Annotated in this window: 22 protein-coding genes; 1 reads left to right on the top strand and 21 read right to left on the bottom strand. The window is 56.3% G+C overall.

Features of this window, described 5'->3' with window-relative positions:
• The first annotated feature begins 480 nt into the window (after positions 1 to 480).
• The gene (locus tag FHS19_RS13080) at positions 481 to 1,857 is read left to right on the top strand and encodes a serine hydrolase (RefSeq protein ID WP_183582238.1); all 1,377 of its coding nucleotides are present in this window, start codon (positions 481 to 483) and stop codon (positions 1,855 to 1,857) included.
• 170 nt (positions 1,858 to 2,027) lie between these two features.
• Here FHS19_RS13080 and FHS19_RS13075 read toward each other — a convergent pair whose 3' ends face one another.
• The 21 genes from FHS19_RS13075 to FHS19_RS12975 all read right to left on the bottom strand — a co-directional run bounded on the left by FHS19_RS13075 (position 2,028) and on the right by FHS19_RS12975 (position 26,044).
• Positions 2,028 to 2,912, bottom strand: a complete 885-nt coding sequence (locus tag FHS19_RS13075; protein WP_183582237.1) for a carbohydrate ABC transporter permease — start codon at positions 2,910 to 2,912, stop codon at positions 2,028 to 2,030.
• A gap of 22 nt (positions 2,913 to 2,934) precedes the next feature.
• Complete coding sequence (locus FHS19_RS13070; RefSeq protein WP_183582236.1) at positions 2,935 to 3,825, bottom strand: ABC transporter permease; 891 nt, start codon at positions 3,823 to 3,825, stop codon at positions 2,935 to 2,937.
• A gap of 94 nt (positions 3,826 to 3,919) precedes the next feature.
• Positions 3,920 to 5,596, bottom strand: coding sequence for an extracellular solute-binding protein (locus FHS19_RS13065; RefSeq protein WP_183582235.1), 1,677 nt, complete (start codon positions 5,594 to 5,596; stop codon positions 3,920 to 3,922).
• Between the two features lie 158 nt (positions 5,597 to 5,754).
• Entirely contained in the window at positions 5,755 to 7,206 is a 1,452-nt protein-coding gene (locus FHS19_RS13060) for a response regulator transcription factor (RefSeq protein ID WP_183582234.1), read from the bottom strand.
• Positions 7,199 to 8,947, bottom strand: coding sequence for a sensor histidine kinase (locus tag FHS19_RS13055; RefSeq protein WP_246426557.1), 1,749 nt, complete (start codon positions 8,945 to 8,947; stop codon positions 7,199 to 7,201). Before FHS19_RS13055 ends, FHS19_RS13060 begins: the two co-directional genes overlap by 8 nt.
• Before the next feature lie 238 nt (positions 8,948 to 9,185).
• Complete coding sequence (locus FHS19_RS13050) at positions 9,186 to 9,572, bottom strand: GntR family transcriptional regulator (protein ID WP_183582233.1); 387 nt, start codon at positions 9,570 to 9,572, stop codon at positions 9,186 to 9,188.
• Positions 9,569 to 10,225 (bottom strand): ABC-2 transporter permease, encoded by a 657-nt coding sequence (locus tag FHS19_RS13045; RefSeq protein WP_183582232.1) that lies wholly within the window; start codon positions 10,223 to 10,225, stop codon positions 9,569 to 9,571. The genes FHS19_RS13050 and FHS19_RS13045 overlap by 4 nt, the downstream gene beginning before the upstream one ends.
• Positions 10,218 to 11,072, bottom strand: coding sequence for an ABC transporter ATP-binding protein (locus tag FHS19_RS13040; protein WP_183582231.1), 855 nt, complete (start codon positions 11,070 to 11,072; stop codon positions 10,218 to 10,220). Before FHS19_RS13040 ends, FHS19_RS13045 begins: the two co-directional genes overlap by 8 nt.
• Before the next feature lie 245 nt (positions 11,073 to 11,317).
• The gene (locus FHS19_RS13035; protein WP_183582230.1) at positions 11,318 to 12,370 is read right to left on the bottom strand and encodes an ABC transporter substrate-binding protein; all 1,053 of its coding nucleotides are present in this window, start codon (positions 12,368 to 12,370) and stop codon (positions 11,318 to 11,320) included.
• Between the two features lie 900 nt (positions 12,371 to 13,270).
• A complete protein-coding gene (locus FHS19_RS13030; protein WP_376771873.1) occupies positions 13,271 to 14,542 on the bottom strand; it encodes a (S)-ureidoglycine--glyoxylate transaminase in 1,272 nt (423 codons plus the stop codon).
• Positions 14,539 to 15,798, bottom strand: coding sequence for a Zn-dependent hydrolase (locus FHS19_RS13025; RefSeq protein ID WP_183582229.1), 1,260 nt, complete (start codon positions 15,796 to 15,798; stop codon positions 14,539 to 14,541). Before FHS19_RS13025 ends, FHS19_RS13030 begins: the two co-directional genes overlap by 4 nt.
• Complete coding sequence (allB, locus tag FHS19_RS13020) at positions 15,795 to 17,216, bottom strand: allantoinase AllB (RefSeq protein ID WP_183582228.1); 1,422 nt, start codon at positions 17,214 to 17,216, stop codon at positions 15,795 to 15,797. Before allB ends, FHS19_RS13025 begins: the two co-directional genes overlap by 4 nt.
• Before the next feature lie 19 nt (positions 17,217 to 17,235).
• On the bottom strand, positions 17,236 to 17,595 hold the full coding sequence (uraH, locus tag FHS19_RS13015) for a hydroxyisourate hydrolase (RefSeq protein ID WP_183582227.1): 360 nt from the start codon (positions 17,593 to 17,595) through the stop codon (positions 17,236 to 17,238).
• Positions 17,592 to 18,572 carry a factor-independent urate hydroxylase gene (gene pucL / locus FHS19_RS13010; protein WP_183582226.1) on the bottom strand — a complete coding sequence of 327 codons (981 nt, stop codon included), beginning with the start codon at positions 18,570 to 18,572 and terminating at the stop codon, positions 17,592 to 17,594. The genes uraH and pucL overlap by 4 nt, the downstream gene beginning before the upstream one ends.
• A gap of 7 nt (positions 18,573 to 18,579) precedes the next feature.
• Positions 18,580 to 19,098 (bottom strand): 2-oxo-4-hydroxy-4-carboxy-5-ureidoimidazoline decarboxylase, encoded by a 519-nt coding sequence (gene uraD / locus FHS19_RS13005; RefSeq protein ID WP_246426556.1) that lies wholly within the window; start codon positions 19,096 to 19,098, stop codon positions 18,580 to 18,582.
• A complete protein-coding gene (locus FHS19_RS13000; protein WP_183582224.1) occupies positions 19,095 to 19,625 on the bottom strand; it encodes a (2Fe-2S)-binding protein in 531 nt (176 codons plus the stop codon). Before FHS19_RS13000 ends, uraD begins: the two co-directional genes overlap by 4 nt.
• On the bottom strand, positions 19,622 to 21,898 hold the full coding sequence (pucD, locus tag FHS19_RS12995) for a xanthine dehydrogenase subunit D (protein ID WP_183582223.1): 2,277 nt from the start codon (positions 21,896 to 21,898) through the stop codon (positions 19,622 to 19,624). The genes FHS19_RS13000 and pucD overlap by 4 nt, the downstream gene beginning before the upstream one ends.
• Positions 21,840 to 22,853: an FAD binding domain-containing protein gene (locus FHS19_RS12990; RefSeq protein ID WP_183582222.1), complete on the bottom strand. Its 1,014-nt coding sequence runs from the start codon at positions 22,851 to 22,853 to the stop codon at positions 21,840 to 21,842. Before FHS19_RS12990 ends, pucD begins: the two co-directional genes overlap by 59 nt.
• A 191-nt stretch (positions 22,854 to 23,044) precedes the next feature.
• Positions 23,045 to 23,704: a nucleotidyltransferase family protein gene (locus tag FHS19_RS12985; protein WP_183582221.1), complete on the bottom strand. Its 660-nt coding sequence runs from the start codon at positions 23,702 to 23,704 to the stop codon at positions 23,045 to 23,047.
• Complete coding sequence (locus FHS19_RS12980; protein ID WP_183582220.1) at positions 23,701 to 24,660, bottom strand: XdhC family protein; 960 nt, start codon at positions 24,658 to 24,660, stop codon at positions 23,701 to 23,703. The genes FHS19_RS12985 and FHS19_RS12980 overlap by 4 nt, the downstream gene beginning before the upstream one ends.
• A gap of 61 nt (positions 24,661 to 24,721) precedes the next feature.
• Complete coding sequence (locus FHS19_RS12975) at positions 24,722 to 26,044, bottom strand: 5'-deoxyadenosine deaminase (protein WP_183582219.1); 1,323 nt, start codon at positions 26,042 to 26,044, stop codon at positions 24,722 to 24,724.
• Positions 26,045 to 26,078: the final 34 nt, after the last annotated feature.

Genomic DNA, 26,078 nt, shown 5'->3' with positions numbered 1-26,078 from the left:
ATTGAATGAATCCGTTTGCAAGTATAAAATAACATACAGGAAATACCGTTGTAAATATAAAATCTAAAACATTTTATATTTTTTTAAAACATAACAGAAAGAGGCATTTTCCTTAGATCACTCCTAATCTTCATGTAACTGCCCATGCCAGACACTTTACTCCCTATCCAAAAACAATCCTATTGCTCCTAATTTATTTCACATACTTCTGTCAATCGACTTTTTTCTGCACGAATCTACTAATATCAACACTATTTTATATTTTTATAAAACAAAAGATCGGGAGGCAGACCTCCCGCTTTAATCCCGAACTTATGTGAATAATTTTATCAAATACACGGCAAAGTCAGCATGTTTTGAACAAAAAGTGAACGCTCACAAAAACGGATTGTAAACTAATATTACATGCGTTTATAATAATAGGTATACTAAAGCATTCAATGTCACTTTATATAACATTTCTTTGTGGAGGGATGTTCGATGACCCGCAGACGGAAACCGGTGTTAAGGAGAACCTTGATGACGACGATTGCCGCCACTGCCCTTCTGACCAGTTTGCTTCCGGCCACCTCCGGAGCAGCGCCGGGAAAAGGGTTATCCGCGATCGCATCGGCCCTGAATCCTATCCTCCGGGAGGCGGAGAAGAACGGGATTCGCATGTCGGTCGGCATCCGCGACCTCAGCGGCTCTTATGGTCATGAAACGCTGCTGCTCGGCTCGCGGGAGCCGTACATGCCGGCCAGTACGATCAAACTTGCCGTCGTATCTGCATTGATGCAGCAGGTTGACCGGGGCCAGCTGTCCCTGGCTGATCAGGTCACAGTAACGTCCGAAGACGTCGTGGGGGGCAGCGGATCACTGCAGTTCGAAAGCTTTCCGCAGGACCTGACGCTGGAACGCCTTGCCCGTCTGATGATCACCCAATCGGACAACACGGCGACCAACGTGCTCATCGACAAGGTCGGCATGGACAGGGTTCAGCTGCTGATGGACCAGCTGGATCTGCGGACGATGCACCTCGGACGTAAAATGTTTGCGGCTGCCCCCTCCCCCGCCCAAGACAATTACATCGACGCTGCGGATTTGACGGAGCTGCTCAGCCAAATCTATCAGAGCCCTTTCCTCACCGTCTCCTCCAGAAACCAGATCATCGCCTGGATGGCCCGGCAGGAGGTCAACACCAAATTTGGAGCTGCGCTGCCCGATGCGCCAATAGCCCATAAAACCGGGGAAAACGCCAACGTCACCCACGATGCCGGCTATTTTCTTGTACCGGGGCACGAGCTCGCCGTCTCCGTGCTGCTGCAGGTGACGACAACCCAGGATTTCGACGAAGCGCAGCGGATCGGCAATCCCATCGTGCAAAAGGCTGCCAGTGCCATCTACAGCGAGCTGGTCAAAGATCAGGAAGCATCCGCCGGCAGCTCGCTCACCCGCGCCGAGTTCACTTCCCTGGTCGCCAGAGAGCTTGGCCTGACATCCGCAGCGGATCGTTCGAGCCGGTTTCCCGATATCGGCGACGACAGTCCTTATGCGGCTGATATCGCCGCAGCCCGTCAAGCAGGCCTCGTACGCGGAACCGCTGACGGCCGGTTTGACGGACCGGCGGTGATCACGCGCGCCGAGATGGCTGCAATTGCGGTTCGCGCCTTTGAGTTCATTCACGGCGAAGCGTCGGCGTCAGGGGAATTTGGCGCTGCTAATCAGGGCACTGTCTCATCCTGGGCGGCAGGCTATGTCAGCAAAGCCCTCCGCTTGGGAATGATGGACCCTGATGCAGCGCGAATGACGGACCAACCTGCAAGCCGGCAGGAAGGGTTCCGATTCATCATCGGCATATGGAACTTTACCCGCTGATCCAATCCGGCTTCATCCTAGCCGCCAAACACAAAAAGGGATGCCCTGCCGTGAAATCGGCCAAAGGGCATCCCTTTTGTCTTCATTCCTTGCTTTTTCGTCGGACTCAGCACGCAAGGACGATTCCGGATCAGCGGATGTTCCGCGATCTTTTTTGGCCAGCGCCCCCCTCATTCCTTCACGGAGCCCAGCGTAATCCCCGTAATAAAGAACCGCTGCAGAAACGGATAGATGACCAGCACGGGAATCATCGCAATGAAAATTTTGGCCGCATTCAGCGTCCGGTTCGACAGCTCGCTCATCCGCTGAATCTGTTCGGCCGTCATCGTGTTGGCATCGATCACCACCACCATCTGCTGGATATACGTCTGGAGCGGATAATGGTCCGCCGCCGACATCAGCACCAGTCCGTTAAAAAATTCGTTCCAGTGGTACACGATGCTGAACAGCGTAACCGTAGCGATGACCGGCCCCGCGAGCGGAACAAAAATCTGGATCATCATCCGCCAGGGACCCGTACCGTCGACAAGAGCGGCTTCCTCCAGCTCCTTCGGCAGATTGCGGAAAAAGTTAATGACAAGGATGACGCTGAATACCGGTACGCTGTTGCCGAGAACGAGCGCCCAAATGTTGTTGATGAGCCCCAGCGACTTAACCGTCATGTACCATGGAATCAGTCCGCCGTTAAACAGCATCGTAAACACGAGGATCCACATGAGTACATTGCGATACGGCAGTTCCTTGGCATTTTTGGATAAAGGATACGCCATCAGCAGAATGACCACAAAGTTCAGGCCCGCCCCGAGAATGACCCGCTGCACGGATATCCAGAACGAGTTAAAAAATTTGCGGTCCCCCATCAGCTCCTGGTAAGAACCGAGGTTGAAACCGACGGGCCAAAGCCCGACCCGGCCCGAGCTTGCCGCAGCATTATTGCTGAGGGATACGGCAAGGGTGTACCAGATGGGCAGGATGCATAGGATGGCGATACCTACCAGGATCACGATCAGCGCAATATCAAACAGCCGGGAGCCTGCCGTGTTGTCTTTTACCATTGAATATGCACTCCTTTAGTCATCAAAAGATACGGTAGTTGGCAAACCGGTAAGCGAGATAATAGGAGATCGTGATCATCAGGAAGCTGACCACCGATTTGAGCAGGCCCATGGCGGTCGCTAGGCTGAACTGCAGATTGACCAGCCCTGTCCGGTAGACCCAGGTGTCGATAATGTCGCCGCTGGAATAGACCAGCGGGTTGTACAGATTGAAGATCTGCTCAAAGCCCGCGTTCAGCACGTTGCCAAGGCTCAGCACCGAGAGCAGCACGATCGCCGAAACAATGCCGGGAAGCGTCACGTGCAGCATCCGCCGAAATCGGGTCGCCCCGTCAATTGCAGCCGCCTCGTAAAGAGCCGGGTTGATGCCGGTCAGCGCGGCTAAATAAATGATCGTGTTAAACCCGAATTCCTTCCATACGTCGCTTCCCACGATCAAGGCCGGAAACAGGTCCGCACGCCCGAAGAACAGGACCGGCTTGATATGAAACACCGACAAGATTTGGTTCACCGGACCGGTGTAGCCGAAGATATCGAGCAGAATTCCCGAAAGAATCACCCAGGACAAAAAATGCGGCAGGTATACGATCGTCTGAATCCAGCGCTTCAAATACCTCAGCCGCAGCTCATTCAGCAGCAGGGCGAAGACGAGCGGGAAGACCAGATTTCCAACGATTTTGAGCACGGCGATCACCAGGGTGTTGACCAGAATCGTGACGCTGTCGTTCAAGGAAAACATGTATTTAAAGTTTTCGAGTCCGACCCATTCCGAATGCAGGATTCCAAGGCCCGGGTTGTAATCCTGAAAAGCCATGACGATGCCGAACATCGGAACGATGCTGAACAGGGTCAGCCAGATCATTCCAGGGAGAAGCATCAAGTAATAGTGTTTGGCGAATCCCTTGTTAATCATCTTGCAGCTCCTTCCTTTTCCGGGTCATTTGCTCCAATAAGGGGAGGCGCCGGAACGGATTCCGGCACCTGCCTTTCCTTTGGTGGATAAAAGCCTACGGCTGTGCGATTTCCGCAACTTCCTTGAGAATGTCGTCCCCGCCCTGCTTCCGCCAGTCCTTCACGAACTGATCAAAGCTGTCCAGCGGGGCCGCTCCCATAATGATTTTCAGGAACGTTTCCTTTTCCATTTTGTCGAGCGTCGCCCACTTGCTCTCCATCGTTTTCGTTTGGGAATAGGTCAGGCTGTACGTCTTTTTGTAAGGCTCCATCAGCGGCGCAATGCCGACCAAGGTGGAGTAGAGCCGCTTCCAGGCGCCCAAATCCGCATTCGGGTCCCAATACTGGATGTCCATTTTATCGTATGGCTCGAGCTTCACTTTTTTAATGTTCTCGGCATCGGCCTTGAGCAGCTTGTAACCCGGCAGATCGAGCTCCTCCGGCTTTTTGGTGCCGGCCAGCACTTCCTTCATCGCGTTGTAAGTTACATACATTTCGTCCATTGGCGCAAACACGATGCGAAGCGGGTAGTTCCCGATGCCGACGCTGACGTCGAATTTGGATTCGTCCCGGAGCAGGAGGTTTTCCATTTTGATCGCGGCTTCGGGATGCTTGTAGCCCTTGCGGACGACGAGATATTGGTTGGACGGCGTTCCCATGTGTGGCGTGAACTCTCCGTTCTTGTCGAGCAGGGTGTAGGCCTGCCAGTTCGCCTTCGGATTGTTTTTGATCGCGTCCGCCAGCGGGCCGTACCCGCCTGCCCACCACAGGCCGAAGTAGATCCCGGACGTGCCGTTTTTGATCAGCTCCTGCGCGTCCTTACGGATGCTCATTTCCGGGTCGATCAGCCCTTTGGCATACAGGTCCCGCAGCTTGGCGAGCGCCTCCTTCGTTTCGGGCTCGATCGATCCGTAGGTCGGATTCCCGTCAGCGCCCTTCAGCCAAAAGCCCGGATACGCGTGATAGGCGCCGAAGATCGGATCAAATCCGTAGTTGTTGTTGTTCGGATTGATGAAATCCGCATTAAGCAGTCCTCCGGATTGCGGGCCGCTGATGCCGATGGTGTCGTTTTTGCCGTTACCGTCCGGATCTTGTTCAACAAAGGCTTTGGCAACCTTCTCCAGCTCTTCGACGTTGCGCGGGACCTCAAGACCCAGCTTGTCGAGCCAGTCCTTGCGGATCCACATGATATGCTGCATGTCCGATTCCGCCGTCACGTTGGGCAGCGCATACATTTTTCCGTCGAAGGTCACGGATTTCATCGCGAGCCCCTCCGTCGAATCAATGATCTTTTTCAGCACCGGGGAGGCATACTGCTCGTATACTTCCGACAGGTCGGCCAGCTGGTTACTCTTGACCATCTGCCGCAGCTGGGTGTCCGTCACGACGAGAGCATCCGGAAGATCGTTGCTGGCAATGGCCAGATTGACCTTTTGCTGATAATCCTTACCGACGCCTGCCTGCCAAATGATCTTCGTATCGATATTGAGATTGTCCTTGACGTACCGGGTATACACATTGTTTTCCGGTGAATCTCCTGGCGGAAGGCTCTTATCCGCCGAATCCACCTCCTTGCCGATGTTGATCGTGACGGTTTCGCTGTACTTGCCGAACGGGTCTACCGGATCTTTGGATACGTCCGCTTCTTTCTCCGATGCGCCGCCGCTGCCGCAGGCCGACAGAACCAGCATCAGGCCCGCGATGGCCAGGCTCATCATGGATTTTGCTCTCATCTTCTTCGCCCCTTCTTTCGCTCTTGGTTTGCTTGCACCCTTAAGGTAACACAGGAACCCGCTTTTCCCGGTTAGACGGAAGTTTCAGGTTGGGATAGACATTTGACTTCAATCGGTAAGATGTCAGCGGTTACAATGAAACGTTTTCGACAGATTTCCTACTTCCCGGAGGACATTTCTCTACCCTGATCCGACTGGTTCCGATATTCGCTCGGCAGCAGCCCGGTATACTCCCGGAAAGAACGGCTGAAATATTTTTCGTCCTCATAGCCGACGTGCTGCGCAATCCAGAGGACGGTCTTGGTCGTATTTTGCAAGTAATGCTTGGCTTGGTCCAGGCGGATGCGGCGCAGGTAGGCATTGAAGTTGGTCCCGACGATTTCCTTGAAGCACTGGCTGAAATAGCTGCGGCTCATGCTGACCCTGCGGGCGATGTCCGCCGCCGTCACCGGCTGGTCCAGCTCCTCGTGCAGCATGGATACAGCCGTCATCACACTCTGAACGACTTCCGGTGAATAAGGCGCCCTGCCCCATTCTTCGCGAAGCTGTTTGCGGACGCCGTCAAACCACGCCTCCACCTGAAACCAAGAATCCAGCGGGGCGGGCAGGCGGATGCGCGACGTTCCGGTTTTTCCGGCCAGCTGATCCAACCGGTCGGCCAGGACGTAGAGCCGCCCTGAAAGCTCTGCCTGCGGCAGCCTCAGATCCTTCAGCTCCTGCAGGTTTGCCTGAAACAAACCGTCCCGGTAGATCCAGCCCGGCGCGAGCCACTGGGCCATCACGGTGAGTGTAAGATCATCATTTACGGGATTCACGCTGTTCGCGAGCACTGACAGGGACCGATCCATGACGTTGACAGCTGGGTCATATTCGTAAAAAAACTCCCCGTCGCCATATTTTCGAACCCGGTCATACACTTCGGCAGGCATTCGGCCCTGAATGCCCGTTAATCGAATCAGTGTCCACCCGGAGTCCGTTGAAGCCAACCGTACCAGTTCATCCAGCCCCTCTTCTCCTTCCTCCCCCTTCTCCCCTCCCCCGAGGGTAAAGAACAAGACTTGGCGCCCCAATTCAGCAAAACGCTCCGCATGCCGGACCGCCCATTGCACCGCTGCACCCGGTTCCGGATCGCGGACCGCTGACATCAGGGCATACCCCTGGTCCGTCGCAAAGGATTCGTCAGGGCTGCTTGCTCCAGGCAGCATGCGCAGCTTCCGGATTCGGCCTTCCTGCTCCGTAATGCGGCGGTGAATTCGTCCCAGCACCTCCTCGAACCGTTCCTTCTCCAGCTGAACCTTGGCGATATAGTCAATAGCCCCCAGCCGGATCGCTTCCTGAATATATTCGAAATCCTGATGCAGGGTCAGCACCGCGATGTACACCTCCGGATGCCGCTCACGTACCAAACGCATCAGTTCCATGCCGGACATGACCGGCATTTCCAGATCCGTCAGCAGCAGATCGACTTCATGGTTGTCGAGGAATTCCAGCGCTTTCGCTCCGTTGTTCGCCTCCCCGATCACCTCCATGTCAAAATCCTGCCAAGGCATCACCGATATGAGCCCTTTCCGGACCAGCTTATCGTCATCGACCACGAGCACTTTAATCATGGTCCGCACCTCCTTCATTAGGTAAGCTAAGCTTGATCGTCGTCCCTTCTCCGAGTCTGCTCGATACGCCGAGCTTGGCCCTTCCGCCGTAATGCATCCCGATGATCCGGTTGACGTAACTCATCCCGATGCCCATGCCGGCACTCCGGTTCCCGGCCTCCGCCGACAGCAGCGCCTGGATTTTATCCTCGGGAATACCCGAACCGTTATCCCGGATGGAGATCTCGATTTGATCCGACAGCCGTACATCCACTTGGATATAGCCGTCGTCGTCCAATCCGTGATAGAGGGCGTTCTCGACGAGCGGCTGCAAAATAAACCGGGGAATGGGCACATCCAGCACCTCTTGGTCCACGTGAATATGGACGTCGAACTGGAAGTCGTAGCGGATTTGCTGCAAAATCAGGTACTGCTTTACCGCATCGATCTCCTCCTGAATGGTGGATGTCTGGCCGAGCTTTCCCAGATTGTAATGCAGCAGTTTATTCAAGGAGGAGACGAGCCTGTCGATTTCCTCCTGCCCGTTCATGACCGCGATCCAGCGCACCGTGTCCAGGCTGTTCATCAGAAAATGCGGGTTGATCTGATACAGCAGCTTCTCCACCTCAAGATCCGCACGCCGTTTTTCCTTGGCTTCGACTTCCCGGAACAATTCCCAGATTTGATGCTTCATTTCCTGAAACCGCCGCACCAGCAGGTCAAATTCCGGAATATGGGTACGGGCAGCCGGACTGTCGATACGGTTGTTGGCCATTTGTTCGATTTCCCGGTGAAAGCCGCGAAGCGGGCGGTAAACCATTTTCCACAACAGCCATCCTAACAGCAGGCTCATACCGAGAAACAGCAGCGAAAACAGGCCGATCTGCACGAACCACCTGTTCATCTCGCGGTTATAGTCCGCCTTGGACGTTAACGACACGATACTCCAGCCTTGGTTGCTCGTTTCTTTAAACCAGTAATAGCCTTGTTCCGTGCCTGACGATTTGGCCTGGTCGAAATGTGGAAACTTCGTTCCGATCTTAAAGGAATCCGGGGCGTCGCTGTAGGCGATCCGCCCGTCGTTATCCACAAACACATGGGAAGCCGCGCCGCCGACGGCATCATTGTTCAAGATGTTTTGCGTCAGCTTGAAACCGGTCTCCATGTATATGTACAGCCCGTCCTGGCTGGGCAGATCCACTTTGCGCATGGCGGAAAGCACGTATTGATTGTCAAAGCGGCTGTTGCTGACATGCGGCCCGTAGTAGGAAATTTGGCTGTACCGGGCCAGCAGGGGGAGCTTCTCGGGAGCGAAGCTGTCCTTGACGCCCGTATTCTCCAGTTCATAGTGACGGTCGTTCATAAAATAATACATGGCCAGTCCGATACTGGGGTTGGTGAACGTGATCAGGCCAAGCTCCTCCTTCAAATCGCTGAGCGTTTTCGCCCGCTCGAACGGCTCGTCCGCCGACAGCATTTCGCTCAGCTTGTTTCCGACGCTTCCGCCGACGGCAAACTGCTGCGATACATGGTTGAGGTTGTTGATGGAGTTTTCCAGGGAAAGCTCGACCTGCTTGAGATTGCTCTGAATGCCGTTTTGGATTTTGTTGGTGAGGATGGAGTAAATGGTGAAATACGAGATGAGCACGATGCTCACAAACGGAATCAATGAGCTGAACAGAAAAATGATCATAATCCTTCGTTTCAAGGTCAAATAATGATAGATACGCGCCTTCCAACTTGTTTTCATGGCATTCATCATGGCAGTCCCTCTTTTCTCATGCTTTGCTTGGTCCCTCCTTCTGGTCTTGGAAAATGAGATGGGAGAAGATCAGATGTAGGTTAACACAGACGATGCCAGGCATGCATTAACGATTTGTCGCGTTAGCTGGGGAAAATACTCTGTATCCGGGAGCCGCTCAGGTCAGCAGCAAAAAAAGCCCGGCAGAAACGGCAATCATTCATCCGTTGTTCCGCTGGGCTTTTACGGGTGGCAATTTTCAAGGTAAATCAGGCGGCGCTTCATAAATCTTCTTCATCAGTTCCATCACTTCTTCCAGGGTAAGGCCGAAGGATTTGTAATAAGAAGTGTCATGAACCATTTGCTTCATAATCATTTCGTTGCGTATCCGCAGCTTGTCATCAGGCGAGAAATCAGCGACAAAGCATCCTTTTCCCGTGACGGTATTGATCAATCCGCATCGTTCGAGCTCTTCCCAGGCTTTCTTTACGGTGATGACGCTAACGCGCAGCTCCTGGGCCGCTTGCCGGATCGGCGGTAAACTATAACCGCTTTCCAGTTCCCCTTTCAAAATTTGGGCGCTGATTTGTTCAAAAAGCTGCTGGTAGATCGGTTTTTCGGATGTGTTCGAAATGGCGATGTTCATTGGATCTCTACTTTGTGGAAACGTTTAGCCGCAATCCGGTAAGCAATCGTCGTGAATGCAGCGAAAATAACGATTCCCGCGATCAGGATGGATGTTTGCAGAGCCGCATTGTGGACACCGCTGCCATTGAACATGTCGGACACATAAGAATTTTGAATTCCGATCCATTGCGCGAGTGTGGCAAAGACCATCGCTCCGGTAACCCCCGCGAACGCCGCCCCGCCAAATTTGTACGCTGTCTTGTAATACATGGGGATAAAGAGCACGTTGAAGATCCCAAGCATAACCAGGCACAGCCCCCAAAAACCTGGATACGGACCGAAGAAATAGTAGGTCAGATCCGGGTATAGGAGGAGATTGATGATACCAAAGATCACGGCCGGAACCATGTGCATCAATTCCAGGATGACAATGACGAGCACCCTTGCTTTTACCATATCTGTTTTGGTCACAGGCATCATCGAGGTAAACATCAGATCGTTATGCGCCCGGAATTGGCCAAATATATTAGGGACCGTGATCCAGCAAAAATACAGCAGCACAATAAAATACAGCCAGCCCGGAATGAGCATCAAAGCGCCTAATACGACAGGCAAAACAAAGAACAGCGGGTTGATTGCCAATTTTAAATCCTTCATCACCAGGTTATACATACATATCCTCCTTTTTTGCGAAATAAATCATGATTTCCTCGAGCGTGGGCCGGGCCGCTTTCACATTCAAGGATGGATCGAAGTCTTTGGCGTGAATCAATCCCGTAAAGCCGAACGAATTCGTTTTGTAGGAAATCAGTTGCTCCTTCACCGGATCCAGTTGACTTACACTACCGTTCAGTAAAAGGTAGGATTCAATAAACTCTTCTTTCTCGGCACTGTTGATGATTCTTCCGTTATGGATATAGGTAATATAATCCGCACACTTTTCCAAATCCGATGTAATATGCGTTGAGAACAGGATGCTGATTTCACCTTCCGCGACAAGCGATTGAAAAAGATCGAGCAGATCGTCCCGGGCTATCGGATCCAGCCCGCTTGTCGGTTCATCCAGAATAAGAAGCTTTGGGCCATGGGATAAGGCAAGGGCCAAATTGTACTTTACTCTCATCCCTGTCGACAACTCGACGATTTTTTTGTTTTCATCCAATTTAAATCTTCTCAAATAATAGGAATAAATTTCATCATCCCAATTCGCATAGAACTTCTTTACGACATCTGTCAAGGTTTTTATTTTGCTTCGCGTATAAAAATCGATACTGCCAAACGCATATCCGATTTCCTGCTTCAATTCGATCTCGTGTTCGGCAATGTTCTTGCCTAAAATTCGCACTTCGCCGCTGTCGGTGTGAATCAGATTCAGCATCGATTTGATCGTGGTCGTCTTTCCCGCGCCATTGGCGCCGATAAAACCCATAATATAGCCCTTTTCCAGCTGAAATGTGACGTCCTTCAACTGGAAATTCGGATAGGTTTTGCTTAAGTTTCGAATGTCTAATGCCAGCATACCGTTCCTCCTCGATAAATTGTGTATATCGTGTATGCACAATATAACACCACAGCTATGCTCAAGTCAATGGATGGATGGCGGAATGTTGAAATGATTTTTAACCATAGGGCAATCGCATTCAAAAAAAAGAAAAACAGCGCCGCTGCAGCGCTGCTTCATTTGGGTTTACAGGATAATCGCTGGACGCTCCTCGTTCTGACTTGGTCATCAGGATGGATGCGTGCGAAATGGTGAGAGGTGCCTTACTTTGCCGGTAAAAACTCAGTAGTAAACACGTTGTCGATCGGCTCCGCTTCCTTCAGAACGCCGACTTCGATGAGCTGCTTTTGCACCTCTTCCCACCGCTCCTTCGTCATGGTGCCGACGCCTTGATCTGCCGCGTCACTGCCAAATATCAGATCCATCTCCTTTTCGGCGCTGTACTTCATCATATCCAGATCCATGTCCGGGTTCTTCTCGTGGATGGCCGGGTTGATTTCTTCGGCGTGGTCCTTGTAATAATTCCACCCTTTTGCTGTGGCTTCAACGAATGCTTTGACTTTGTCCGGGTGCTCTTTGATCATCTTCTCGGTCGTAAAATATACGTTGGCGTACAGGTTATACCCGGAATCCGCAATCAACAGGGTGCCAACGTTCACTCCCTGTTGATCCAAAGTATAAGGCTCGGATGTGATGTATCCCTGCGTCAAGGCGTTAGGGTCGTTCACAAAATTGACCAATGATCCCGTGTATTTCAGCTCCCTGACCTTATCCAGCTTATATTTGTTTTTCATGTACAGCCAGAAGCTCGCCGTCGGAGCGACGTAAACCGCATGTCCGTTCAAGTCGGAGAAATCCTGGATCCCCGCTTCCTTGTGATAAATCAGCACCTGCGGGCTCTTCTGAAACGAGGCGGCGATGGCTACGATCGGAATACCCTCCTGCCTTGCGACCAGAATGTCGTCGCCGTTCGCGATGCCGAAATCGGCTTTGCCGGAAGCCACGATCTGTGTGGAGGATACCTGCGGACCCCCGGGCGTCAGCGTCATGTCCAGCCCCGCTTCCTTATAGTAGCCTTGCTGAACGGCTGCGAAGTTGCCGCCGTGTTCCGGCTCAGCGAACCAGTTGAGAACCAAAGTGGACTTATCCAGCTTCGGCTCTGCGGAAGCCGTTTCCGTCTTTTCCCCGGAGGATGCTTGTGGAGGTGCCGTTTTCCCCGAACAGGCGGCCAGTAATCCCGTCATCAATACGGCACATAAGGACAAAGCCATCATCTTTTTAACGCTGTGTTTGTTCGCTGTCATTTTCGCTGCCATGTTACCCATCCCCCTTAAAACTTGAATTTCTATGCCTATCATAGGAGATATGTCAGATTAGCGTCAATAAAGATGCCTTCATTTTGTAATCACGAACAAAAAATCAAATTAATTGTGTAACGGGTGCCTATTTCCCAACCTTATCACCCGTTTATGTAATATATAATAACATATACCTAACCAAACTGAAGCTATCTTCATCCGCCGGGCTGTAAATTCCATTGGAACAATCAAACATAAGAAAAACGTCTATCGACGCACCTTCAAAGAAGACAGACCGCGTTCAAAGGTAATTTTTCTTGCGATATCAGGAAGCTCGAGTCACCGAAGTTTATACTTTCTGATATCTTAAGAAAAACGTCTATCGACGCACCTTCAAAGAAGACAGACCACATTTAGCGGAAATTTTTCTTGCGATATCAGGAAGCTCGAATCACCGAATTTTATACTTTCTGATATCTTAAGAAAAACATCTATCGACGCACCTTCAAAGAAGACAGACCGCGTTCAAAGGTAATTTTTCTTGCAATATCAGGAAGCTCGAGTCACCGAAGTTTATACTTTCTGATATCTTAAGAAAAACGTCTATCGACGCACCTTCAAAGAAGACAGACCACATTTTGCGAAAATTTTCTTGCGATATCAGGAAGCTCGAGTCACCGAAGTTTATACTTTCTGATATTATCAAAAAAGCCGTTTGCTCTTTTCGACACCCTTAGTCGAAAGGCAAACGGATGGATGGTGCCTGAGCCTTGCCCATATCTGCCCAGATCCCCTTTTGACCAGAGGTCTTGTACCTGCTGTGCTTTAATGCTAGTATGCCGGCGACCCCTGTAAGCCCTATTTTTCCATTCTGTCCATTTCAGCATCCCGCCCGGATGACCCCTGGCTCAAGCCGGATTAATCCACTCGCGATTCTTCATACGCGTTCAATGCGGCCTGTACCGCTTCACCCGCCGGCAGCTTGACGCCGGCCCGAAGCAATACCGCCTCCAGCGCACCCAGCAGGTGCAGGACATTCGTTGGCCTGCAGCTGTACCCCATGGTGCCGATCCGCCAAATCTGACCTGCGAGCGGTCCGAAGGAGCTGGCGATTTCGATCCCGAATTGATGCAGAAGCATGGCACGGACCGCTTCCCCGTCCACGCCCGCCGGGATCTGCACGCAGGTCACCATCGGCAGCTTGGACAGCGGATCACCGTACAAGGACAATCCCATTGACGTGAGCCCGGCCATCAACGCGGATTCGTGCAGGCGGTGCCGCTTGAACCGCGCCTCCAGTCCCTCGGCCAGCACAAGACGAAGCCCCTCATGCAGCGCATAGAGCATGGAGGTCATCTCCGTATGATGGTTCAGCCGTTTGGGACTCCAGTAATCCTGCAGCTGGGCCAAATCCAGGTAATTGCTTCGGATAAGACTAGGCTCTGGCGAAGCCTCCTGCAGCAGGGCGAAAGGGGGATTGCTGCGCAGGCCCCGCTCAATGCGTTTGCGGGCAACAATTTTCCGCTCTGCGCGGTCGTTATACGTTAACGGAGCCATGCCCGAAGGAACGGACAGGCACTTTTGCGTGCCGCCGATGACGGCGTCGAGCTGCCAGGCGTCCGTCTCGACCGCCGTTCCGCCAATGGTCGCTACGGCGTCGACAATCAGCAGCGCGCCGTGGCGTCGGCAGGCTTCGCCAATGCCGGCGAGCGGCTGCATCCGGCCCGTAGAAGTCTCCCCATGAACCAAGGCGACGACATCCGGCTGAACGCGGCCGATGGCTTCAATCAATTCGGCCGGATCGAACACCGTGCCCCACGGCTTCTCCTGCGCAATGACCCTGCCGCCGCACCGCTCGGCGATCTCGTACAGCAGGTGTCCGAAGCGCCCGTAGATCGGGACGAGCACCCGGTTCCCCGGCTCTATCAGGCTTGCCATCACGGCCTCAATCCCGGACCTCGACGTTCCGTCGACAGGATACGCCCAACGGTTGTCCGTGCGAAACAATTCGCGCAGCATCCCCATCGTTTCATTCATCAATCCCGTAAACGCCGGATCAAATTGACCAAGAATCGGATAGGACATGGCCCGCAGCACACGCGGGTCGACTTCGACCGGTCCAGGCGTCATAATAATCCGCGAAATGGGCACAAGTTCGTTCCAGCTTTCCCCGGATACCGAATTCATCATCCATCTACTCCTGTCGTATAGGCAAGCTCATGCAGGCAGGCAGTTAAAACCGCCGTTCCTTCCGATAGGTGAGCCGGCTCCGTATATTCCTCCTTGGCATGGCTGATCCCGCCCCGGCTCGGAACGAACAGCATAGCTGCGCGGCTGACGGCGGCCATGATTTGGGCGTCGTGCCCCGCGCCGCTGACCATGCGCAGGCAAGGCAGGTTCGCCTCTATGCACAGCCGCTCGATCCGTCCCGCCAGGGCGCCATCCATCGGGACAGGCTCTGTCTTCACCCAACAGGCGGCCTCCATCCGCAGCTTTCTCACGGCGGCTATCCCCCGGAATGTCTCAAGAGCGGCCTCGCTGAACTCGTTTAGCATGTAACTCTCAGTGTGACGGATATCCAGGGAGAAGCGAACCTGGCCCGGAACGACGTTCGGGGTGTTGGGCCAGGCTTCGATCCGCCCGACGGTCGCTACCAACCCGCGACCGGCCTGCCACGCCATTTCTTCCACCTTGATGATCATTTCGGCAGCCCCTGCCAACGCATCGGCACGGTAAGACATCGGCGTCGTTCCCGCATGATTGCTGGTGCCCGTCACCGTGATCCCGTATCGCCGCTGTCCGACGATCGATTCGACCACGCCGATTCGCCGTCCGGCTGCCTCCAGCACGACGCCCTGTTCGATGTGCAGCTCGACATAATCGCCAATGTCCGTCCGCCGGCAGTCGGGTTGACCCCCGCGTCCGAAGCCAGCCGCTTTCATAGCCTCATCCAGTGATACGCCTTCCGCGTCGTAAATGCCGGTTCCATCGCCGATCCGGTAGCGGCCTTCAATGCTGCCCGAGCCCCAATACGTTAAGGGGAACCGACTTCCTTCTTCCTCGCAGAAGGAAACCACTTCAAGTGTACGGACAGGCGTCCCGAACCGCCGCTTCAAATAGGACAGCGCGGCGATACCGGCCGCAATGCCGGCGGCTCCGTCGTAGTTTCCGCCGACGCGGACGGTGTCCACGTGGGAGCCGGTCAGAACCACGGGGAGATCGGGACGGGTGCCCGGCAGGCGGCCGTAAAGATTCCCGGCCCGGTCATAGCGCACCTCCAGCCCTGCATCCGCCATGCGGTCCGCCAGCAACCGCTGTGCTTCACACCAAGACGGCGTATACAGCAGCCGGGTAACGCCTCCCCCGGGTTCGCGTCCGATCCGGCCCAGTTCTTCCAGCAGACGCATCATGTCCGGAAAAGCGCCCGACTCAGCGGCAATATTCATGGCGCCGCGACCTCCCCGCTGCGGCCCGCAGCATGCGGTTTCAGCGGAGTCAGCCGCCGGCCGGCGCCCGGACTGACGATTCCTGCCTCCGCCGTATAGACCAGACGGCCCCGGCAATATGTCGCTGCTACGGAGCAGGTAAAAACCCTGCCGATATAAGGGCTGTGTTGGTGGCGCTGCAGCAGATCCTCTCTGCGCAAAGCGTGCGGTGAAGAAGGCTGGATCAGCACCAAATCGGCATCGTTTCCTACCCGAATTTGACCTTTGCGGTGGCCAAGGCCAAATCTACGGGCCGGACGTTCCGATAACAACTTCGAGACCTGCGGAAGGGGAATTCCCCGCTTGATCCAACCTTCCTCCAGCATCAGCAGCAGGGTGCTCTGGGCACCGGCAATGCCTCCCCATGCCCCGAAGAAGCCGCCGCCTTCGGTCACAGCCTTCATCGTTTCCGGGCAGGGCGAGTGGTCGGAAGCGATGAAATCAATGGCGCCTGCCTTGAGACGCTCCCACATTCCTTCAATATGAGAGGCCGAACGTAGCGGCGGCGCACATTTAGCCGCCGGCCCGATACGGATCATATCTTCCTCGCTCAAAGTCAGATAATGCGGGCAGGTCTCCAGCGTCACATCAAGGCCGCGCCGTTTGGCATCCTGAATCAGATCGACCGCCTCGGGACTGCTGATGTGAACGAAATGCAGAGGGCAGCCCGCCTCTTCCGCAAAGGAAAGCGCGGAGGCTACCGCCTCGAGCTCGGCTTCGACCGGGCGGGTCAACGCATAAGCCGCCGCATCGGTCCGCCCTGCGGCAAAGGCCTTGGCGGTCAGACGCGACGTCATTTCATCACTTTCGGCATGCAGCGCAAGCAGACCCCCAAGACTGGCGATGCGCCGCATTCCTTCCCTCAGTTCGTCCGCCCCGACCTCGCGGAATCGGCCCTCCCCTTCCCCGCCGGGGTTTGACATAAACGCCTTGAATGCTATGACCCCGGCTTCGGCCAACGCCCGCAGCTGGTCCATTCGCCCCGGCACCAGTCCGCCCCACAGGGCATAATCCACCACCGACCGCCCCAGCGCCAAACGTTCTTTCTGCAGCAGCGCGTCCTGCGTAACCGTCGGCGGATTTCCGTTCAGCGGCATATCCGCGTAAGTCGTGCAGCCCCCGGCCGCAAGCGCGGCAGAGCCCGTCTCAAATCCTTCCCAATGTCCGAAATTCGGCTCGTTGAGATGGACATGCATATCCACCACGCCGGCCATGACGATCCGTCCGTCCGCTTCCACGATATGCGTAGCGGACGTGCCGGAAATGCGGTCATTGATTTCGGTGATCCGCCCGCCGCGGATGGCGATATCCATCTTTGCCACTTCGTCCTCAAGCACAACGTTTCCGCCGCGAATGATCCATTCTTCATGCGCCACCATGCTCAGCCCCCCTTATCCATCAGCATCCACGGTATGTGCTGTACCCTCCCGGTGCCAGCAGCAGCGGAATATGGTAATGATCATCATCCTTAGACACCTTGAACCGGACAGGAACAAGGTCCAGAAACGGAATTCCGCCGGCCGCTGCCTGTTCCCGGAAATAGTCGCCCGCCCAAAACGTCAGTTCGTATTCGCCTCCGGGTACCAGATCACCGTTCCACAACGGCTGCGGCACGCGCCCATCAGCCCCCGTTACACCGGATGCCAGCAGTCTCCCCCCTTCCGCATCCTGCCCCAGCAGCCGGAGTTCTACCTTAATGCCGCTCGCCGGCACCGCGCGGGACGTATCGAGCACATGGGTCGAAATTCGCCCGCTCATACGGGACCCACGGATCCTTCAGCCGGCTCCAGTGCGGCAAGAAGATCTTCCCTCGTCATCGAAAAGCCCTGAAAACCGAATGGCGGGCGCGGCTCGGTAAAGACCCCGGAAGACAATCCGTCCGCCGGTTCCACGACCGTCTCCCAAGTCCGGTTGCTCGCTTCAAACCGCACCTCGGCCAGCTGCGGAAACCGGATCAGAATCCGCTGCCCGATCAGCCAGATTAAATGCTGGATTGAAGGGGTGGAGAATTCATAAAAGACATTCTGGGCAATGTCGCGGATCTGCTGGGCGGCCGCATGCTTGCCGGCCTCCGGACGGATCGCATCCTGAGGGTCGTCATATCTCCAGCGGATATCGAGATATATAAAGAGCGGCCGGTCATAGGCGTCTGGGAGCGTCGTGTATTCATCGCGTATGAAGCCGTAAAACGAGCTGCCGCTAACTTTGATCAGCTGCAAATCCGACAGGCCGCTCCACGCTTCGCTGAGATCGTACCCTTCGGCGCAGCGCGCGAACTGCATCTCCGCAAAGGCATGGTCATTGTAGGAACGCCGGTACACAAGGCGGTTATCCAGAAACCCTCCCGGACCCGGCACCGGCAACGGAAGAAAGGGAATCCGTTGGGCCGACAGCCGCACGGCGTCAATATGGCCGTAAGTCTCCATAAACCGGATGGCCAGAAAATGCAGCAGCGCCTCCGTCGTCCCCCCTTTGAAGATTGCGGCTTGGCGCAAAATGAAATTTTTCATGGAATCGGTGGCCACCAGCTGCGCGTTGTCCCCGTCGGTGAACGAAGGCAGCAGTGCGTCGCCGCTGACCGCGAAACGGATGTTATGGGCGAACAAAATATTGTCCTCTCCGACGAAGGGGGATTCCGGTATAGGGGCCGCTTCCAGCGGCTCTGCGTAAGTCCTGTAAACCAGGACGTCACCTTTTCCGTAATAAAGCGTGCGTCCGGAGTTTAGTTTTAGCATAATTGGATCATCCTTTCTGTTCGTTGCTCCGATCCGTGAAGATCCGCCCCAGTCGGAATTGCGTAATTCGGGCAATCTCGCGCAGCGCCTGCGACCATTCACGCTCCAGATCATGATCAATTCTTTGTCGCATCGCTTGCGCGATGTCATCTTTGGTGCATCCGGTCACGGCCTTAATGAAAGGAAAACCGAATTTGCTTACATACTTCGCATTCATGGATGCGAAGGCTTCGTATTCCTCTCCGCTCAATTGATCCAAACCCGCGCCCCGCTGCTCCTGAGCCGAATATTCTGTGACTTGCAGTCGCGTGGCAAGGTCCGGGTGCGCCCGGAGCAAAGCGAGCACCCGGGACTCAGGTGCTGCGTAGACCTGTTCCATCATGCGAGTGTGCAGCTCGGCAGCCGATGCGAACGGCCGCAGCTCCCAAACCTGCTCCGCCACCCAGGGCGAATGCTCGAATACCTCGCCCAAGTGCCGGACGAATGATTCGGCCGTCCCTTCGTTCAGTTCGTTGATCGTGATCATACGCATGCATCCCCCTTCCCTCCGGGACCGCACCCTTCCCCGATGATCCGTTCCGATGCTCTCCGGACCGACCTCAGAATCGCCGCGTATCCCGTGCACCGGCACAGATTGCCGGACAGTGCCTCCTTCACTTGTTCCGGCTCGGGATCGGGATATTCACCAAGCAGCGCAATGACGGTCATGATCATGCCCGGCGTGCAGTAACCGCATTGAAAGCCCCCTTCCTCCAAAAAGGCCTGCTGCACGGGATGGAGTCCATCCCGTCCGATGCCTTCGATCGTCGTAATGGACCGGCCTTCCGCCTGATACACAGGAACCAGGCAGCTGTTGACTGGCACGCCGTCCATATGCACCATGCAGGCGCCGCACCGCCCGATGTCGCACGACCGTTTCGTTCCGGTCAAGCCCAAATCGTCGCGGAGAACGTCGAGGAGCCGTCTGGACGGCGATACGTTTAACGACACCCGCCCGCCATTGATCTCACAGGTCCACGGCTTCAGGCCGATGCGATCGGTTTCGGATTTCATACCGTCTCCACCTTTCTCCCAAGGAAGGATGCATCTTGCAGCAGGGCCGGATCTGCGGGAAGTTTCTCCAGCCAAATTCCCGTCGCCTGCCGGACTGCAGCCGCGATGGCCGGGGCAAGCCCGACGGAGCCGATCTCACCGATTCCTCTAGGTCCGTGCTCGTCACCTTCCGGCAGATCTTCGATCGGCAGCACTTCGACGGAACATGCCAAGTCGGATGCGGTCGGAATGAGATAGGTATCGAGGTTGCCTGTCTTGTACATTCCCTCCTCCATGACGGCATCCTCGCTCAGCGTAAAGCCTAGCGCCATCCCGCTCCCCCCCTCGATTTGGCCGAGATATCCCTGAGGGTTCATGACCGGGCCTGCGGCCACCGCGTGGAACTGGTTAAGCAGCCGGATGCGCCCGGTCAACCGGTTCACCTCGACCCTGACACAAACCGAGGCATAGGAATATAAATAGTGAGCTCCGATCCGCGTAGTAGGGGACACGGGGTATGCAAAGCTCGTTTCGGCACGGATGGGCTCTTTCACGACGGCGGCCAGTCCCTGGTACGTCATCACCCGCTTCCGCGTGTAAATGTCGTAAACACCTCCGGTGCCAACCTGAAGACATTCCGCCGACACGCCCGCAGCTTCGGCAGCGGCGGCCAGCAGCCGGCCGGTAAAAGGCTCCCGCATACGCCTCAGCGCCTGCCACATCATGCTGGTCGCGCGGGATGCCGTGCTGGAGCCGCTGTCCGGCACCGCATCGGTATCCCCGATGACGAGCCTGAGATCGGAAGCGTCCAGACCGTACATCTCGACCAGCATTTGCTCCAGCGTCGCGAGCAGCCCCTGTCCGCATTCTTCGAAACCGAACGCAGCCTCAACCTTCCCGTCGTGCGCGAGCCGAAGCCTGCCGCCCGACGGGTCGGGGATGCCATAACCAAGGCCTGCGCCATGCATGACGAAAGCAGCTCCGATACCGGTCTGAATCCAGGGCGGCCGGTCACCGCTCTCCGGGAGATGCTCCCGTTCCTGCCACAACTCGGACTCTTTCAAGGCATTCCATACCTTGAGTGCCCCGCCAGTCACCGAAATCGGCTGACCGAAGGGTCCGGTCCCGTCCGGCGGAAGCAGGTTCATACGGCGGAATTCCCATGGGTCCATCCCGAGCACCTCGGCGAGACGGTCCATTTGGCCCTCCAGTGCAAACAGCGCCTGGTTGCCGCCGAATCCCCGGAACTCGCCGGACATGCCGTTGTTCGTGAACACCGAGTCGCTTACGGCATCGACGGTGCCGAAGGTATAAGAGCCGATGACATGCTCCGTCGTAAAGTTCAGCACCTCCGCACCCAGTGTGGCGTATGGCCCCGTATCGGCCAGAACCCGGACCTGATGGGCAAGGATGCGTCCTGATGCATCCACTCCGGTTTTCATGCGGATGGTCATCGGATGGCGCTTCAGGCCGGCCCGCACCGATTCCATGCGGGATTGGTGAATCTTCACCGGCTTGCCCGTCGCCTTGGCGAGGAGCGCCCCGTACGGCTGGACGTTCAGCTCGTCCTTGCCGCCGAAGGAACCCCCGATCGGGCTGGACACGACCCGGATCGACTCGGGCGGGACCGCCAAAATCCGCGCCAGCTGCAGCCGGTCCATCAGGCCGTGCTGCGTGGGGGAGTAAACGGTAAGCCTCCCATCCTCACCCGGAACAAACAGCCCGCCTTCCGTTTCCATATAGGTGTGCATCTGACGCGGCGTCCGGTAAGTCGCCTCCACGATATGAACGCAAGCCCCGAACGACTCGTCGACATTTCCCCGGCGGTACTCGCTCCGGTGAAGCCGGTTGCCGTCCGGATGCAGCTGGGGCACCCCGGGGGTCAATGCTTCCTCCGGATCGGTAAGAACCCGGAGCGGCTCGTAATCCACCTCGATCAGCCGAAGGGCATATTCGGCCATCTCCGGGGTGGCTGCCGCGACGGCCGCCACGGCATCGCCGGTATACCGGACCCGATCCTCGCAGAAGACCGGCTGATCGGCGCGGGCAATGCCGAAACGGTTCAGCCCGGGCACATCCTTCCAGGTCAGGACCGCCTCCACGCCGGGCAGCGCCAACGCCCGTTCCGTCCGCACGGACCGGATGGCCGCATGCGGATAAGCCGCACGCAGTACCCGGCCGTACAGCATAGCCGGCGCGCTCATGTCCGTCAAATATTTGAGCTGCCCCGTCACTTTATCCTGGCCGTCCGGACGGACCCTCCAGCGCGTTCCGCTGCTGGATCGGTTCAGCATAGCGTCCCCCTCCTTCGGATGCAGTCTGTTGAAGCAGCTGCCACAAATCTGCGGCGATCAGCGATGCCGCTGTCTTGCGGCGGTAGGATTCTCCGGCGAATATATCGCCAGCCGGCTGGTACTCTTCCATGACCCGTTCATAAACGTCCGGAAGCCGGCTCAGGTCAGCCTTGCTCCCAACTAGCCATGCTTCAAGAGCGCCAAGGCGGGCAGGCATTGCTTTCCCACCGCCTGCCGCGATCTTCACCTGCCGGAAACAGCCGGCAGCATCGATTTCCGCAGACACTGCGGTCGTAACGAGCGACGGGGAGAAGGCTTCACGTCTCCCTACTTTGTGGTAGACTTCGATCCGCAGCAGCGAAGGCAGGGCGTCATCGCCGCCCGACGCCTGACGGATCCCGCTCTCATCAGCCCTTTCTGGAAGCCGGATCGCCAGCAGAATCCGGTCAGGGTCCAAGGCACCGGCGGCACGAAGCTCCAGCCATTCCCTTAAAGGCAGCGGCGCCTCGCGGCCCTGTTCGTTCTGCCATACCAACTCCGCGTCGTAGAGCAGCAGCGAAGGCAGCACATCCCCCACACCGGAGCATACATTGCCTCCAAGCGTCGCCACGTTTCGGACAGACGGCGCAGCCGTGCAGCGGATGGCTTTCCCCACCAAAGGATAAAGGCTGGTTAGGGTCGGATGCTTCCGGCATGTTCCGAGGGTCACCTGGGAACCGATGCACAATCCGCCGGTCTGCATGAACACCTCCCCCATGCCAGCCGCTCGCTGAAGATCGATCCAATGCGGTGAAACGCTCCGTGAACCCGCCTCCCATTCCGTACGTAGAAGCGTGCCGCCCGCTACATAGACTGCCTGCCGCCCAAGCCGGCGTTTCAGCAAATAGGCTTCACGGGCATCTGCCGGATGCCATACATTCGGTGCATCTCCCACCGGATTGAAGATAGCATCCATGGCCATCTCTCCTTTTGCAGTCTCTTGAATGCATCCTGGTGTTTTATGGAATTCATTGGTTGGTTTTACACACTATACGCCGCAACCATGTTTGTGTAAATAAACTTAACTTCAATTTAGGCAACATGCACAATCCGATTCAATCTCGTTGTGCCCGATGCCAAATCGGACATGATTCATCAAATAAGATGTCAGTATCTCTTACACCCAAGGATAGCCCGATCCGGCCAAAGCGTCCACATTCGTTTCGCCTCCCTCCACTCTTCCGGCGTATCGATATCCAGTGCAAGCCATGGATCGGCAGAGGCCAAGCGGACTCCATGAAAACGCGAAGAATCCAGGAGGCGCTTCGCCCCCTGATCCCCTTTCAGCCCGGATGCCACCTCAAACATCGTTGCCGACAGCACCGCAGGCGGCATCGTCTCCCCTCCCGCCTCACTTATCACATAATCCAGCCTGGGAGAAGAGCGCCAGACGCCGATCAGCTGTGTGAGCCATGCCGACGTCACGAACGGCTGGTCGGCCAACGCGATGAGCACTGCATCGGCACCTTCATTGGAAGCAGCCCGGATGCCACATTGCAGCGAGAGCGCCATCCCTTGATCCGCTTCCAGGCAGACAGCAACAACAAGGCCAGGGCCGTCCGCTTGGCCTGCGAGGAAGCCGGCGTCCAGCCACACCAGCGGGTCTTCGGGATGAACCACTACGATCAACCCGTTCACGCCGCTGTCCCGAAGAGCCGCCAAGCCGCTGCCGGCCAGATGCACGCCTGGTGCAAGCTCCAAAGCTTGCTTGCGGCAGCCCATTCTCCGGCTGCTTCCCGCCGCCAAGTATACGCCTATGATGCTCATGCGTGCCGTCTTTCCCAGGCAGCCGCTTCAGCGCCGCTTCTCCACTGCACCAGCCGGGCCGCGATGCTGACGGCGATTTCGGCGGCGCCTTCCGCCCCAATGGGGAGGCCCGCGGGAGCATCCACAAAGTCCGGGATCGGCAGCTCGCCAAAGAGCAGCCCGATCCTCCGCGCGGAGCCGATGACGCCGACGTACTCCGGCTGCAGCGGGAGAAGGTGCCGCAGCATATCCCGGTCACGGCGCAAATGATGGCTGGCAAGGACCACATAATCGCTGCGGCCGATGCGCAGCTCCTCAGCGATCCTTCCGGCATCACCGACAACCGTTCGCGCAAGTGGGAACCTCTCCTTGCTGCACCAATCCTCGCGCCAATCGGCCACCGCCGTCGCAAATCCGATCGGGCGTGCCATCGCCTCGAGCGCCGCCGCTTCCTCCCCAGCGCCGAAAATGATAAGCCGGCGGCTCGGATCGAGCCGGGCCGCAAAGATGAATGCTCCACGCCCTGCAACCGAATCCTTGATGGGGCCGTCATCCTCCAACCGGTAATCCATCTCTTGATCCGGCCGGAGCTCCCGAACAAGCCAGGCGGCTTTCCCCCGAAGGACGGTTTGGGCGGCTTCCCGAAGGATCGCGAGAAGACGGCCTTCAACCGGTTCCAGCAATATGCCCAGCTCACCCCCGCACCCCATATCCTCTCCCCAGATCGGGTCGGTGCCAGGCTCGGTATTATAGCTCACCCACTCCAACCGGCCGCGCTCCAGAATCCGCGGCACCCTTGCAGAAATATCCGCTTCCAGGCAGCCGGGGCTGATGCTGCCGATGCGGTGTCCGTCCGCGGCCAAGAGCAGCATGGCACCGGGCTTGCGGTAAGCATGGCCGCGCACCGATACCAGGGTCGCGAGTACAGCCGGCGCCCCTTCATTCTGCACATACCGGAGAATGTTTTCCGTTTCCATCCGAACCCCTCCTTACATGCATTTTCCTAAAAATGCGGCGATCCTGTTCCCTGAGAATGGATTACAATCTCCGGAGCAGCTTTTGCAAGGCCCGGTTCGCTCCGTTGAGTACACGAGGTTTATCCAGGGTCAGTACCTGCCTGCCTTCCATCACCACATGACCGTCGATCATCGCCATTTCGACATTCCCGCGGGTGGCGGCGTAGACGACCCGTGAGAACCAATCCGCGTCAAAGGAGGGATAGACATGATAATCTTCCAGGTCCAGCAAAATCAGGTCCGCAAGCTTTCCCGTCTCAATACTTCCGATCTCCCGTTCCATGCCAAGCACTTCCGCTCCGCCGATCGTGGCCATCCGCAACACCGTCCTCGCATTCATAACCGTTGGACCGTGCCCCACCTTCTGCATGTATGCGGATAACCGCATTTCCTGGAACATGTCAAGGTTGTTGTTGCATGGGGCCCCGTCCGCGCCGAGGCCGACCGGGACGCCGCTTCGCATCAATTCCGGCACTTCTGCGATCCCGGATGCCAGCTTCAAGTTGGACCCCGGGCAGTGGGTGACTTTGACGCCGCGCTCGCGGATGATCCGCTTTTCCTCATCATCGAGCCAGATGCTGTGCGCGAGCACAAGATTCGGTCGGGCCAGGCCGATGTGATCCAGATAAACCACGTTTCGCATTCCTCGCTCGGCCTCTACCATGGCAATCTCACCCCGGTTTTCCGAAGCGTGTGTGTGCACCAGAACACCGTAATGCTCCGCCAAATCCCGGACTTCGGTCAGCAGGCGCTCGGTGCAGGAGACGACAAAACGCGGACAGAACGCATAACGGATCCGCCCTCCGGCAGCTCCATCCCATTCCTGCAGCAATTCGACGCTTTCCCGAAGGGAACGGTCCGTGTCCTCCTGCAGCGCCCGGGGCACCTCATCCCCGTGATCCATCATCACTTTGCCGGAAAATGCCCGAATGCCGCTTTCCTCAATCGCCCGAAAGGCCATAGAGGTATGGTGCACGGTCTCCATATCGAGAATGGTCGTCGTCCCGCTGCTGATTAGTTCCCCAAGGCCAAGCAGCGCCGAAAAATACAGTGACTCCTCGTCATGCGCGGCTTCGAGCGGCCAGATTTTTTGTTTCAGCCAATCAATCAGCTCCAGGTCGTCGGCCCGTCCGCGGAAGAGTGTCTGGCATAAATGGATGTGTGTTTGCACAAAGCCGGGCAGCAGTACTTTGCCCCCGGCTTCGATCACCCGGTCGGCTTCGCTTGGCCCACCGGGTCCGATATGAGTAATGCGGTTGTCCTCAATCCGAACATCGCCATGGATAATTTCGTCGGCCGGATTCATCGTCATGATGACAGCATTGCGTATGATCGTCGTTGTCAAAGGCGCTTCCCCCTTCTTGTATGGAAAGTCCCGG

Source organism: Paenibacillus rhizosphaerae (genome assembly GCF_014192015.1).
Taxonomy (GTDB): Bacteria; Bacillota; Bacilli; order Paenibacillales; family Paenibacillaceae; genus Paenibacillus_AQ; species Paenibacillus_AQ rhizosphaerae.
Note: the sequence above shows the minus strand (reverse complement) of the source record. Positions and strands in the feature narration are given on the sequence as shown.